A 239-nucleotide genomic window follows, 5' to 3' on the forward strand; every position below is an offset into this window, starting at 1 on the left:
GGCGAACACTTTGACGCCGTCCTCCGCCTGAATCCGCAGCTGATTTTGTTTTTCCTCCGCCTGCTGATTGAGATGCTCTTTAATAATTTCAAACACCTCGATGAGCGGCAGACTGAGCTTGTCCAGTTTGATTTGCTGGGATCTGATTTTTTCATAATCCAAGTTTTCTTTCACGAGCCTGAGCATCCGCTTCGTTTCTTCACTGATCAGCGAGAAGCATTTCTCTTTATCTTTTTCCG

General features: G+C 45.6%; 1 pseudogene. It reads right to left on the reverse strand.

The annotated features are described in order from the left end of the window. A pseudogene (locus SB660_RS23490) lies at positions 1-239 on the reverse strand (sensor histidine kinase); the annotation flags it as partial.

This window comes from Bacillus sp. SIMBA_005 (assembly GCF_046535585.1).
In the GTDB taxonomy this organism is placed as follows: Bacteria; Bacillota; Bacilli; order Bacillales; family Bacillaceae; genus Bacillus; species Bacillus pumilus.